The organism is Pseudonocardia cypriaca (assembly GCF_006717045.1).
GTDB classification, from domain to species: domain Bacteria; phylum Actinomycetota; class Actinomycetes; order Mycobacteriales; family Pseudonocardiaceae; genus Pseudonocardia; species Pseudonocardia cypriaca.
In genome coordinates, this window is the sequence record NZ_VFPH01000001.1 from 3,124,981 (window position 1) to 3,137,014 (window position 12,034).

Below are 12,034 nucleotides of genomic sequence, written 5' to 3' on the forward strand. Positions count from 1 at the left end.
GACGCAGCGCAGCAGGTGGCCACCCGTTCAGCGCATCGGAGTGCTCGCACTACCGACAACCCCGGGTGACACTGGTTACACTGCGAGAACGGGTGATCATGGTGCCCGGCGGCCGGCTCGGGCCGCCTCGCTCCCCCAAGCGTCCGAGTGGAGAGACCGACGTGACAACGGACGACCGGCCGGCCGCCCGCCGGCGGTCAGCGTGGCCGTCACCACGCCACTGGAGCGTGCGCGTCAAGTTCTCCGTCGTGCTCGTCGTACCGCTCGTGCTCGCGGTCGCGCTGGGCACCGTCCGGATCCTCGACGAGGTCTCCGAGGCGGCCGAACGCGGCCTGGTGGCCCGGTTCGTCGCGGCCCAGGGCATGGTCACATCCCTCGTCGTCGACGTGGAGCGCGAGCGCTACCGCGCCACCGAGTTCGTGGCGAACGGCCGGACCGACGGGCGCGCGCTGCAGGGCGTCGTCGACGCCGTCGACCAGCGCGCCGCGAAGAGCCGCGACGCGGTGGCCAGGGTGGCCGCCGACGTCCCGGCGATCATCCTCGTCCAGCAGCAGGCCGACCAGGCCATCTCCCGGCTCCCACCGCTGCGCGAGGTGGTCACCCGCTCCAACGCTCCGCCGGAGGCCGTCGTCGCGCGGTACTCCGAGCTCATCGAGCAGCTCGTGCAGCTCGACACCGCGTTGCTGCGCAACATCAACACGTCCGAGGTCACCGGGCTCGCCAACGCCCTCGCCGGTCTCAGCGCCGCGCGCAACGAGGCCACCCTCCAGCAGGCCCAGATGGCGATCGCCGTCCGCGGCAGCCTGTCCCCCACCCTCGGCACCGACCTCCAGTTCAGCAACGCGCGGCTGGAGAGCGCCCTCGCCGACTTCCGCGTCTCGCTGAACGCCCCGCAGCGCGTGCGCTACGCCGGGCTGATCCCGGGTCCCGGCAACACCGCCCGCAACGGCCTCGTGCAGGCCGTGCTGGCGGGCTCGCCCCCGGCCGGCGACGGTGTCGTCACCGTCGCCGACGTCTACAGCCGGTTCCTCGGCGAGCTCGACGCGGCCGCCGAGGGGTTGCGCGCCGACCTGCGCAGCGCGGTCACCGAGCGGCGGCAGAGCGCGCTCGTCGAGGCATGGGGCAACGCCATCGTGCTGCTGCTGGCGCTCGTGCTGGCCGCACTGATCGTCGGCTTCGTGGCCCGTTCGATGATCGCCTCGCTGCGCACCCTGCGCCGCAGCGCCATCACCGTGGCCCAGGACCAGCTCCCGGAGGCCGTGCGCCGGATGCGCCAGGGCACGGCACCGAACCTCAACATCGCCACGGTGCCGGTCACCACGCGCGAGGAGGTGGGCGAGGTCGCCCGCGCCTTCGACGCGGTGCACGAGCAGGCGGTGCGGCTGGCCGCCGAGCAGGCCACGCTGCAGAACAACATCAACGCCATGTACGTCAACCTCTCCCGCCGCAGCCAGGCGCTCGTCGACCGGCAGCTCGTGCTCATCGAGCAGCTGGAGGAGGGGGAGGGCGACCCCGAGCAGCTGTCGGACCTGTTCCGGCTCGACCACCTCGCCACCCGCATGCGGCGCAACTGCGAGAACCTGCTCGTCCTCGCGGGCGCCGACATCCCACGGCCCGCGGCCGAGGACACCCCCGTGCTCGACGTCCTGCGGGCCGCGGTCTCGGAGATCGAGCACCACCAGCGGGTGCTGGTCCAGAACCCACCGGCAGCCACGTTCGCCGCCAGCGCGGCCAACGACATCCAGCACCTGCTCGCGGAGCTGCTCGACAACGCCACCAACTTCTCGCCCACCGAGAGCCAGGTGGTGATGAGCTGCAGCCAGGCCCGCGACGGCTCGATCCTGGTGGAGATCTTCGACGAGGGCATCGGGCTGCCGCCCGGGGAGCTCAGCGCCCTCAACGAGCGGCTGCGCAACCCGATCGAGTCCACCGCCTCGGTGGCGGCGTCGCGGCGCATGGGCCTGTTCGTGGTGGGCAGGCTCGCCAACCGGCACGGCATCTCGGTGGGGCTGTTCACCGACTCGATGGGCGCCTCGGCCAGCTCGGGCAAGCGTGGCATCACCGCCCGGGTCACGGTCCCGGCCGACCTCGTGCGCGAGCGCGTCGACGAGCCGGACCAGGTGGTGTGGTCCCGCCTCGAAGCCGGCCCGGCGGCACCCGCCCTGCCGTCCCGCATCGTCCTGCCGCAGAGCCCCCCCGCTCGCAACGACGACGGCGAGGCGCTGACCCCCGGTACCGCGGGTTCCGACGGCGCAGCGCTGCCGTCGGCCGACTCGCGCCCGGCCCCCCGCCCGCGCTACGACCCCACAAACGGCGAAACCACGATGCGCCTCCCGGTGGTGCCCGCCCAGCCCGGACCTCCGGACGATCCGGAGCCCCTGCCCGAACCACCACCGGTCGATCCCGCCGCGGAGCTGCGCCTGGACCCGATCAGCCTGTTCGAGCCGATCGTCCCCCCGCCCTCGCTCCCCGACCCCGCGGAGCCCCGCCCGCCGGACCCGCTGGCCTCCGACGTGGAGGAGTTCGAGGCCACACCGATCTTCGCGGAGGTCACCTCGGGCTGGTTCCACGTGCCGGGTAGCAGCCGTCCCGGGGAGGGCCAGCAGGTGCCCGTGGGCGTCGGGGCCCGCTCCCACCACGGCGCCGACGGTCCCGACCCATCCTCCTTCATCACGTCCGCCGACGCGGTGTGGCAGGCGGCCCGCGCCGCCACCGAGAGCCAGACCGGCGGCTTCACCGACGCAGGCCTGCCGAAGCGGGTGCCCCGCGGGCGGCTCATGCCCGGCAGCGCCTCCATCCCGGGCGAGCCGCCACCGTCGATCTCCGGGCGCGACCCGGATGCGGTCCGCGGGCGACTCACCACGTTCCAGCGCGGCGTGCGCCACGGGCGGCACATACGCGCCGAGGACGAGGGCTCCTGAGCTCGGATTCACATCCACCCAGACCAGGTTCTTGGATATGTCAGCACCGTCCAGGCCCACCCTCCCCGGGCCTTCGGTGGCGCCGCGCATCGTGCGGGGCCGCCCCTCACGCCTCAAGGGCGCTGCTCGATCGCTTCGCGCCCCTTGACCCGCGAGCCTCTACGGCCCCTGGAAGGCCCGCTTCGCGGGCAGGCGGTAGGCCTGCCCCTTCGGCGCGCGGCGCCACCGAAGGCTGATCCCACCCCACGATCGAGGCTTCGCCCCCGTGGAAACGGGCAAACGGCCGCGAGCGTCGGTCGCACACCGACTTCGGTGCTCACACACCGACTGCAGTCGGTGTGCGAGGGCAGAAGTCGGTGTGCGAGAGCAAGCAGACGCCCGAGACCGGCCTCCTGGCGGCGCCGCGCGCCGAAAGGGGCAGGCACGGGGCCTGCCCGCGAAGCGGGCCGGAAGAGGCCGCAGAGGCTCGCAGGTCAAGGGTCGCGGTAGCGATCGCGCAGCGACGCCGAAGGCGCCCTTGAGCTGTGAGGGGCGGCCCCGCACAATGCGCGGCGCCGCCAGGAGGCCCTGAGGAAGCAACGCCTTGAGCCAGGAGACCGGGCGCAACGGGGCGGTGTCTCGATACGGGCCGCCGCCGCCTCGTCTAGCCCGTGATGAGCGGCCACAACCCGGCCGGACCCGCCGCGAGCGCGGTGGTGCCCAGCTCGGTGTTCCACTCCGCGTCGGAGCCGTCCTCCTCGCGCCAGGCCCACAGCCGGGTGGTCCACAGCCGCAGGTCGTGCTCGCGGGTGAAGCCGATCGCGCCGTGCACCTGGTGCGCGATCCGGGCGACGGCGCCCGCGGCCTCCCCGGTGCGGGACTTGGCCGCGGCCACGGCCAGCCGTGTGGACGGCGCCGCGAAGCCGGCGTCGGCGGCCACCCGGGCCGCCGCGGATGCGGCGGCCGATGCCGCGGCCACCTCGCCCGCCGCGAGCGCCAGCTGCTGCTGCACGGCCTGGAAACGTCCGATCTGGCGGCCGAACTGCACGCGCTCGCCCGCGTAGCGGACGGAGGCGGCCAGAGCCGCGCGGGCCGCCCCGGCGAGCAGGAGGGCCCGTCCCAGCGCGGCGCGCAGGCGCAGCTCAGCAGCGGCGCCATCGGGAGCCTCGACGACCGCGGCGGCGGCACCGTCGACCGTGACCGTGTCGCGCGGTTCCTCGGCGAGGTTGGTCCCTTCGGTGATCTCGACCGCGGCCGGGTCGAGCAGCACCACGCGGGTGCCGGTCAGCACCGCCACACCGGCCGCCGCCCGCGCCCACGGCACGCGGCGCAGCTCGCCGCGGACCGTCGTGCCCTCCACGTCCAGCTCCCCCGCCACCGCGGTGAGCGGGCCGTCCGGCAGCGGCACACCCGCGGTGTGCAGGAGCCAACCGGCCAGCAGGTCGGTCTCCACCAGCGGAACGCGGGCGGCGTGGGCGCCTGCCGCCGCGAGCACCACGGCCGCGTCCTCGAGCGTGCCCTCGCTGCCGCCCGCCTCACCGGGCAGCGTCAGCCGGGCCAGCCCAGTCTCCTCCAGCGTGGCCCACACGCCCGCGTCGAAGCCGGTGTCGTTCGAGGCGGCGTCCCCGAAGATCGACTCGGCGAGCTCGTGGAGCTCCGCGTTCACGGAAGTAGTCATCGCAGCCCGAGCCCCCTTGCGACGATCCCGCGCAGCACCTCGTTGGTGCCGCCACGCAGGGTGAAGCCGGGGGCGTGCAGCACGGCGTCCGCGAGCAGCCGCGGGAACCCGCCCTCCGCACCCGGATCCGGCGGCGTGGCGACCAGGAGCCGCGCCACGTCGATCACCTCGTTCTCGTAGCGGGTGCCGAGCTCCTTGACCACGGCGGCGGCCAGCTCCGGCGCCTGCCCCGACTCCAGCGAGCCGGCGACGGCGAGGGACATCCGCCGCAGCGTCCACAGCCGCGCCACCAGCCCGCCGATCTCCCGTTCGATACCGGTGCTGCCCGCCAGTTCCCCGAGCATCGAGACGAGCAGCGGGAACGTCGACAGGAACCGCTCTGGGCCGCTGCGCTCGAACGCGAGCTCGCTCGTGACCTGCTTCCAGCCGGCGCCGATCTCGCCGAGCACCATGTCGTCGGGCACGAAGACCCGGTCGAAGACGACCTCGTTGAAGTGGTGGGCGCCGGTGAGCAGCGGGATCGGGCGGATCTGCACGCCGGGTGAGTCGAGCAGCACGATGAACTGCGACAGCCCGGCGTGCCGGTGCTGCTCGTCGCGCGGCGCGGAGCGGGCGAGCGCGAAGAACGCGTGCGCGTGGTGCGCCCCGGACGTCCACACCTTCGTGCCGGTGAGCTCCCACCCGCCATCGACGCGCTCGGCGCGGGTGCGCACCGCGGCCAGGTCCGACCCCGCGTCGGGCTCGCTCATCCCGATGCCGAAGTACACCTCGCCCCGTGCGATCCCCGGCAGGAAGCGCTGCCGCTGCTCCTCGGTGCCGAACCGCAGGAGCGTGGGCCCGATCTGCCGGTCGGCGATCCAGTGCGCAGCCACGGGCGCACCCGCCGCGAGCAGCTCCTCGGTGACGACGTAGCGGTCCAGCGCCGAGGCACCGTGCCCGCCGTACTCCTCCGGGATCGTCATGCCCAGCCAGCCGCGCCGCCCCAGCTCCCGGGAGAAGCGCTCGTCCCACCCCGAGAGCCAGACGTCCGCGCGTGGCGTCCACCGCCCTGCCTCCTGCTCCTCCGCGAGGAACGCCCTGACCTCGGCGCGCAGGGCCGCGGTACGGGGCGGCAGCTCGGTCGGCGGTGGCACGAGGTCCGGGAGCCGGTGCAGCGTCGTCGCGGTCACCGGCCCATCCTCGGCCATCACGCGGTGCGGCACCGGGTGGTGCGTGCCACAACACTCAGGTGCAGGGGGCTGCGACGACCGGCCCGCGGTGGCAGCATCGCGGCCATGACGAACTCCGCCGCCAGCAGCACCGACGAGGCCCGGGTGGTCGACGCGGTTCCCACCGGCCTGTTCATCGGCGGGGAATGGCGCCCTGCCGCGTCGGGCCGCACCCTCACCGTCGACGACCCGGCCACCGGCAAGGCGCTGTGCGAGGTGGCCGATGCGGGCCCGGAGGACGGGATGGACGCGCTCGCCGCGGCTGCAGCGGCGCAGCAGTCGTTCGCCGCGATGGCGCCGCGGGACCGCGGGGAGATCCTCCGCAGCGCCTACGAAGTGATCATGGACCGGATCGACGACCTCGCGCTCCTCATGACGCTCGAGATGGGCAAACCGCTCACCGAGAGCCGCGGCGAGATCACCTACGCCGCGGAGTTCTTCCGCTGGTTCGCCGAGGAGGCGGTCCGCATCGGCGGCGGCTACGCCGTGGCGCCCAACGGCGCGAGCCGCTTCCTCGTGCAGAAGCAGCCGGTCGGGGTGTCGCTGCTCATCACGCCGTGGAACTTCCCCATGGCGATGGGCACCCGCAAGATCGGCCCGGCGATCGCGGCCGGCTGCGCGATGGTGGTGAAGCCGGCGCAGCAGACCCCGCTCTCGATGCACGCGCTCGCCGCGATCCTCGCCGAGGTCGGCCTGCCCGACGGCGTGCTGAACCTGGTCACCACCTCCGACGCGGGCGGCGTGATGGAGCCGCTGATCCGCGACGGCCGGGCGCGCAAGCTCTCCTTCACCGGTTCCACACCCGTCGGCAAGAAGCTCCTGGAGCAGGCCTCGGAGCAGGTGCTGCGCACGTCGATGGAGCTGGGTGGCAACGCCCCGTTCCTCGTCTTCGACGACGCCGACCTCGACAAGGCGGTCGAGGGCGCGATGCTCGCCAAGATGCGAAACATGGGTGAGGCCTGCACGGCGGCCAACCGCTTCCTGGTGCAGCGCGGCGTGGCGGAGGAGTTCGCCCGGCGCATCACCGAGCGGATGGGCGCGCTGGTCGTCGGCCGCGGCACCGACGAGGGCGTGCAGGTGGGCCCGCTCGTCGACGCGAAGGGCCGCGACAAGGTCGTCGAGCTCGTGCGCGACGCCGTCGACCGCGGCGCCCGCGTGCACGTCGGCGGCGAGCCCGGTGACGGGCCCGGGTACTTCTACCGGCCCACCGTGCTGTCCGACGTGCCGCTGGAGGCCCGGGTCACGTCCGAGGAGATCTTCGGCCCGGTGGCCGCGATCAGCGTGTTCGACGACGAGGACGACGCCGTCGCCGCCGCGAACGACACCGAGTTCGGCCTGGTCAGCTACCTGTTCACGGAGAACATCAGCCGCGCCCTGCGCGTGTCGGAGCGGCTGGAGTCGGGCATGGTGGGCCTCAACACCGGGCTGGTGTCCAACCCGGCCGCCCCGTTCGGTGGCATCAAGCAGTCCGGGCTGGGCCGCGAGGGCGGCACCGTCGGCATCGACGAGTTCCTCGAGACCAAGTACGTGGCGATCGGTTTCGCCGGCTGATTCCGATGGGCCGAGACCGGCCCTAGCCGCCCGGACGTCCCGCGGGCGCCGGAGGTGCTCCGCCCGGGTTCGGGTCGGGCGCCCCCGGCGTACCGCCGGCCGGAGCGTTCGGATCCGGCAGGGCCGGGTCCGGCACGGCCGGGTCGGCGGCGTCCCCGGCGGGATCTGCGGTGTTGTCGGGGTCGCCGACCACGGTCACGATCGTCTCGGGGTTGGTACGGGTGGCGATCGCGTAGGCGAGCGCGACGCCGCCCTGCACCGCCATCAGCACGACGAGCACGCCGAGTGCCACCGCGGAGGCCCCGTTCAGCGCCCGCACGCGCACCGACTTGCGGTGCTCGCCGGCGCTCGCGGTCTCCACCGCCCACGCCCGCGCGCCCAGCAGCAGGAAGAGGGCGAGCACGGCTGCCCAGACGACGACGTCGAGCCGGGGGTCGATGGTCATCGTGGAGCTCCCGCGGGTGCAGGGGCCGGGGCTGCGGGAGCGGGGGCTGCCGGCGGGGCCTCCGGGGTCTCGACCTTGCGGAGCACCACGTCGAACCCGTTCTGGTAGGTGATCACGTACTCGCCCGTGGCCACGATCTGTCGCACCACGTCGAGCGACCACCCGGGCGGCATGAGCTTCAGGTCACGCCCGTACGCCTCGGTGGACTCGTAGGAGAGGATCACGTCCGGGTCCTGCAGGTCGACGCAGCGGATCGGGTCCTCGATCAGGTCGCTGCAACCGTCGACGCCATCGCCCTTGCTGTGGCTGTCGACCCCCGCGACGGAGTACGGTCCCACGCCGCTGACCAGCGGTACGACCTCCTGCCCTTCCGGCGTGGTGGCGTACACCTCCCGGGTCATCGCCACCTCCTCCGGGTAGACGATCATGTAGGACTCGTTGCCGCCACGGATCAGGATCAGGGAGCCGAACAGCACCACCATGCAGCCGGCGAGCACCTTCTCCGTGCTGCGCTTGCGACGCGCGACCCACCGCAGCGCGTCGGCGCCGAGGATCGACAGGATCGGCAGGCCGAACAGCACGATCCGCAGGAACACCTCGCTGCCGTAACCCTGCGCGGCGAAGGCCATGGGCACCGCGGCCAGCGCGATCGGGGTGAGGTCGCGCCTGCGTCGCCAGTACACCCAGGCACCGACGATCGCGAGCAACCAGGTGAGGCCGGGCACGACTATGCGCAGCACCTTGACGAACCTCTGCCCGTCGTCACCGGCCAGCCGGTCCGACACCCCGGCCTGGATCGCGTCCTCGGCGTTGCCGGACCCGATGATCATGTCCAGCTGGCTGATCCAGAAGTCGCGGCCTGCGATGAGGATGTAGACGACCACCGCGATCATCCCGACCAGCACCAGGCCGCGGCCCCGGAACCGGCCCACGATCGCGAGCACCACCAGCTGACCGATGATCGCGAACGGGGTGAGCTGGTGCTCCGGCGCCACGGCGATCAGGCACAACGCCGAGCAGAAGTAGATCAGCAGCAGCTGCCGGGCAGGCAGCGTCGGCCGGTTCGGCGGGGTGAGGGCGGCCACCAGCCAGCGGCGGGGCAGCGCCAGCCGCTTCGCGTCGGCGTGCGGTTTGGGCCAGCCGGGCACGCCGCCGGCGTCGGTCCGCCGGGTGGCCAGCGGGCCGAGCGCGAACACCAGCGGCGTCAGCATCAGCACGATGCCGGTGGCCTGGGGGGAGAAGTAGTCCTGCTCGATCCAGTTCAGCCCCAGGAACAGCCACGCCGCCGCCCACGGCGCACGGTGGCCGCCCAGCATGGAGCGGGCCAGCGCGTAGATCCCGATCGCCCAGACCCCGACGATGACGGGCGGGAACCACCGCAGCACCTCGTCCAGCTGGGTGGCGCCCGCGGCGTCCCGGAACCATGCCCATTGGGCGAAGAACGCCGGCCAGTAGAAGCGGGCGTCGTAGTCTTGGACGACCTGGCCGTCACCCGCCATCGCGTCGACGAACCCGGAGATGAGCCAGGCCGTGGAGAACCGGGCGGCCGGCTCGACCACCGACGGGATGCCGTACGAGCAGAGGATCAGGGTGGCCGTGGCCGTGCCGAGCATCGGGATCCGCGGCCGGGGCGACCACAGCTCCACGACGCACGCCGCGACGGCACACAGCATCGACAGCCACGCGGCCGGGCCGAGGACCTTGGCCAGGCCCCATCCGTCGAGCGCGGAGAGGTCGGTGGTGGCCGCGGCGATCGGCAGCAGCGCAACGGCGGCGAGCGCGAGGGCGGGCGAGAGAAAGCGGTGGACGCCGGTGATGGGCAGCGCGGACGAAGAGGGCGGCGGGGGCGGCGGCAGTGGGCGCTGCCGCTGCACGGGCAGCGCGGTAGTGCGCACGTCCATGTCGGCCACGGCGGCGGCGGTGGCCCCGGGATCCGCGCTCCGGGCCGGACGGGCGGCCGGTCCGGACGGACGCGCGGGCCGTCCCGCCGGCTCGGGGCGTGCCGGAGATCGAGCGGCCGAGGGTTCGCGTCGCGACGCGGGCGGGATGTCGGGCGTGGGCGCTGAGGGGCGACGACCCGGCGGGGCCGGAGGCGTGCGGCCGCGGCCCGGATCCGCGCCGCCGCGCTCGGTCGGTGTCACGGTGCACGCACCTCCACGTCGGTCCGGCGCGCCGCCGGGATGACGAGCACGGCAGCCGCGCAGGCCACCTGGACGATGATGTAGCCGATCGCGGCGAGCCGCAGCTCGCTGACGCCCGCGGCGGTGACCGGCAGGGCGATCGCGACGACCAGCACGAGCACAGCACTGAACAGCTGGAGCCGGTCGAACCCGACCCCTCCGACGAGTGCCTGCCGCACGCCGAGCTCGTGGGTGACGACGAGCCGGAACGCCAGCCCGAGCAGCAGGAGCCTCAGCAGGTCGCCCGCCTCGGCGTAGGCCGGCCCGACGGCGGTCAGGAGGGGGCCCGCGAGCGCCGCGCCGAGCGCGATCACCGGGAGGAACACGATGAGCAGCCGCCTGCGGGCCCGCGTGACGAGCTCAGCGGTCCTCCCGGGCTCGCGGGCCACGGCATCCGACAGCGCGTGCAGCGGGTACCCGGCGGCGAGATCGACGACCACGAAGACCTGCCACGCGACGAAGAACGCCGCACCGGTCTCGGCCCCGAACCGCACGGTGACCACGATCGGGACCAGGTGGTAGAGCAGCGCGGTGCCGACCAGCGAGATCGCCGCAGGTATTGGCGACGGCCCGTCACCGGCCGGCGCGGGAGCACGGCGGGCCAACACGGGGACGGCGGCGACGCCGAGGACCACCCCGACGCCGATCGCGGCGAGCCAGGAGAGCACCACCCCGTGCGCGCCGAGCGCGGCCGTCCCGCAGAGCACGACGAGCGTGCCGACCTGCACCGGCGCGAGAAGGGCTGTGCGCCAGACCGCCCACCGCGGCTTTCGGGCCGCGGCCAGCACGATGTCGTGCGCGGACAGGACGGCCCAGCCCGCGCACCCGAGCGCCACGAGCAGCAGCCCGACGATCGGCGCGACTCCTGGACCACCCGCGGCGGCCCCGAACCGTGGCACGAGCACGACGCAACCCAGCCCCACGACGGCGGACAGCGGCACGACCAGCGGCAGCGCCAGCCACGCGAGGTGCCCGGGCGGTCGACTGCGCACGAGCCGCATCGTCATCGGAGCCAGCCCGCCGACGAGCAGGAACAGCGACACCACGAGCTGCGCGTCGCCGATGCCGGCCGACGGCACGAGGTGCGCCGCCGCCAACCAGCCGGCCAGCGCCGCCACCGCACCGACCAGGGTGCTCAGGGCCAGGAACCGACCGTCCGGGTCCGCGCCCCCGTCCGGAGGCCCGACGAGCGGGATGCCGTCGGTGTCGGCGTCGCTGTCCGGGTCCGCGCGGTCGGGATCTGCGCTGCCGAGTCGGGGTGCGGGCTGTACTCCCACCGTCGGGATGCGGTGGGTATCCGGGCCGACCTGCTGGAGTTCCTCGGTAGGCGCACGGGAAGGGTCGAGCACCACCGTCGGCGGGTCGTCGCGGGGGTCGGGGTGGGTGCGCCCGAAGTGGTCGGGACGGACGATCGCCTGCTGCATGACCACGTTGCCCGGTGCAGTCGGCGCGGTCGATGTGGACTGCCTGCGGCTCACGACACCGCGGCCCGCCACGGCCCGCTCCCCGTGCCCGCTGTCTCTGTGCCCACTGTCTCCGGGTCCGTCACTGGGCCACCACCGCGTGGCGGAGGAGGAACGGGACGCTGACGACCGTGACCGCGTAGAGCGCGAGGTCGGGCCGCCAGAAGGCGGCGCTGACCATGATCTGGCCGATCAGCAGGGTGACGGCGACGCCGACGCCTGCGGTGAGCAGCCACACGTGCGCGGCGGGGGCCCGCCGCAGGAAGCCCGCTGCGGCCCAGCCGGGTCCCAGCACGAGGAAAACGATGGTGACGATGAACCGGAGATCGCCCAGAACGCCGCCGGTGGTGCCCATCGCGTTGAAGACGCACGCCGCGATGCCCGAGATGACGAGGACGAGCGCCACGTAGCGCCGCGCGACACGTGCGCGTGTCAGCACCGCGTTCGAGGGCGGCATGGTCACCGTCTTGCTCCGTTCGTCACCTCGCCACGCACGCTCCCGGCGCGGCCCGACCGCACGTGTCCCACGGAAGGCGCGGGTGCACCCGACCGACCGGCGAGTCTAGTCGGGTGACCCTGAGAGAGTGCCCGGCGCCTCCGGCGGGCGAC

The 12,034-nt window shown here is 73.9% G+C and carries 8 protein-coding genes; 2 read left to right on the top strand and 6 right to left on the bottom strand.

Going from position 1 to position 12,034, the window contains the following annotated elements:
- Positions 1-161 precede the first annotated feature (161 nt).
- Entirely contained in the window at positions 162-2,921 is a 2,760-nt protein-coding gene (locus FB388_RS14885) for a nitrate- and nitrite sensing domain-containing protein (protein WP_170225613.1), read from the top strand.
- Positions 2,922-3,564: 643 nt separating this feature from the next.
- Here the strand turns inward: FB388_RS14885 and FB388_RS14890 are convergent.
- Together FB388_RS14890 and FB388_RS14895 are read right to left on the bottom strand one after the other, a co-directional pair.
- Complete coding sequence (locus tag FB388_RS14890; RefSeq protein ID WP_142101348.1) at positions 3,565-4,566, bottom strand: acyl-CoA dehydrogenase family protein; 1,002 nt, start codon at positions 4,564-4,566, stop codon at positions 3,565-3,567.
- A gap of 8 nt (positions 4,567-4,574) precedes the next feature.
- Entirely contained in the window at positions 4,575-5,747 is a 1,173-nt protein-coding gene (locus FB388_RS14895) for an acyl-CoA dehydrogenase family protein (protein ID WP_246121940.1), read from the bottom strand.
- A 105-nt stretch (positions 5,748-5,852) separates the two neighbouring features.
- Here FB388_RS14895 and FB388_RS14900 point away from each other — a divergent pair, with 105 nt between their 5' ends.
- On the top strand, positions 5,853-7,337 hold the full coding sequence (locus tag FB388_RS14900) for an NAD-dependent succinate-semialdehyde dehydrogenase (protein ID WP_142101350.1): 1,485 nt from the start codon (positions 5,853-5,855) through the stop codon (positions 7,335-7,337).
- 22 nt (positions 7,338-7,359) lie between these two features.
- Here FB388_RS14900 and FB388_RS14905 read toward each other — a convergent pair whose 3' ends face one another.
- From FB388_RS14905 to FB388_RS14920, 4 genes are all read right to left on the bottom strand, one after another.
- A complete protein-coding gene (locus FB388_RS14905; protein WP_142101352.1) occupies positions 7,360-7,782 on the bottom strand; it encodes a hypothetical protein in 423 nt (140 codons plus the stop codon).
- Complete coding sequence (locus FB388_RS14910; RefSeq protein ID WP_142101354.1) at positions 7,779-9,683, bottom strand: hypothetical protein; 1,905 nt, start codon at positions 9,681-9,683, stop codon at positions 7,779-7,781. The genes FB388_RS14905 and FB388_RS14910 overlap by 4 nt, the downstream gene beginning before the upstream one ends.
- 236 nt (positions 9,684-9,919) lie before the next feature.
- Positions 9,920-11,458 (bottom strand): hypothetical protein, encoded by a 1,539-nt coding sequence (locus FB388_RS14915; protein WP_142101356.1) that lies wholly within the window; start codon positions 11,456-11,458, stop codon positions 9,920-9,922.
- Positions 11,459-11,507: 49 nt separating this feature from the next.
- A complete protein-coding gene (locus tag FB388_RS14920; protein WP_142101358.1) occupies positions 11,508-11,888 on the bottom strand; it encodes a hypothetical protein in 381 nt (126 codons plus the stop codon).
- Positions 11,889-12,034 lie beyond the last annotated feature (146 nt).

Excerpts from the sequence above, each read along its gene's own strand:
- FB388_RS14900 (WP_142101350.1), top strand. The coding sequence starts at position 5,853 with ATGACGAACTCCGCCGCCAGCAGCACCGACGAGGCCCGGGTGGTCGAC.
- FB388_RS14905 (WP_142101352.1), bottom strand. The coding sequence starts at position 7,782 with ATGACCATCGACCCCCGGCTCGACGTCGTCGTCTGGGCAGCCGTGCTC.
- FB388_RS14910 (WP_142101354.1), bottom strand. The coding sequence starts at position 9,683 with ATGGACGTGCGCACTACCGCGCTGCCCGTGCAGCGGCAGCGCCCACTG.